This is a genomic window from Acinetobacter sp. TUM15064 (assembly GCF_008980265.1).
In the GTDB taxonomy this organism is placed as follows: domain Bacteria; phylum Pseudomonadota; class Gammaproteobacteria; order Pseudomonadales; family Moraxellaceae; genus Acinetobacter.
On the sequence record NZ_BKFU01000208.1, the window covers coordinates 1 to 465 of the forward strand.

Sequence of the window (465 nt, forward strand, 5' to 3'; positions counted from 1 at the left end):
AAGGGCTACTCAGTTGCTGTAATGGAAATGGGGCGACGCTGGGAAGCTAAAGATTTTGCTAAAAATAACTGGAATACCCGTCGCTGGATTTGGCGCCCGGGCATGAAACTTTTTGGTTATTTCAACATGCGTTTTTTTCGCCATGTCACCATTATTTGCGGGAACGCCGTAGGTGGCGGTTCAATCACCTACGCCAATACCCTCCTTGTTCCACCTGAACATATTTGGGATGAAGGCACGTGGGCAGATGCAGCGGACTGGAAAAATGAAATGCCACAGCACTATGCTGAAGCCGAACGTATGCTTGGGGTTACGGATAATAAAATTTTCGGTCCTGCCGACCACATGCTCAAAAAAATGGGCGATGCAGTTGGGGTTGGACATACGTTTAAACCGACGCGCGTTGCAACTTTCTTTCCCCCCGAAGGTGAACAAGGTGGCAAGACCTACCCTGACCCGTACTTT

1 pseudogene is annotated in these 465 nt (G+C 49.0%); it reads left to right on the top strand.

The features are described from left to right. Positions 1-465: pseudogene (locus GBI16_RS18450) on the top strand (cholesterol oxidase); the annotation flags it as partial.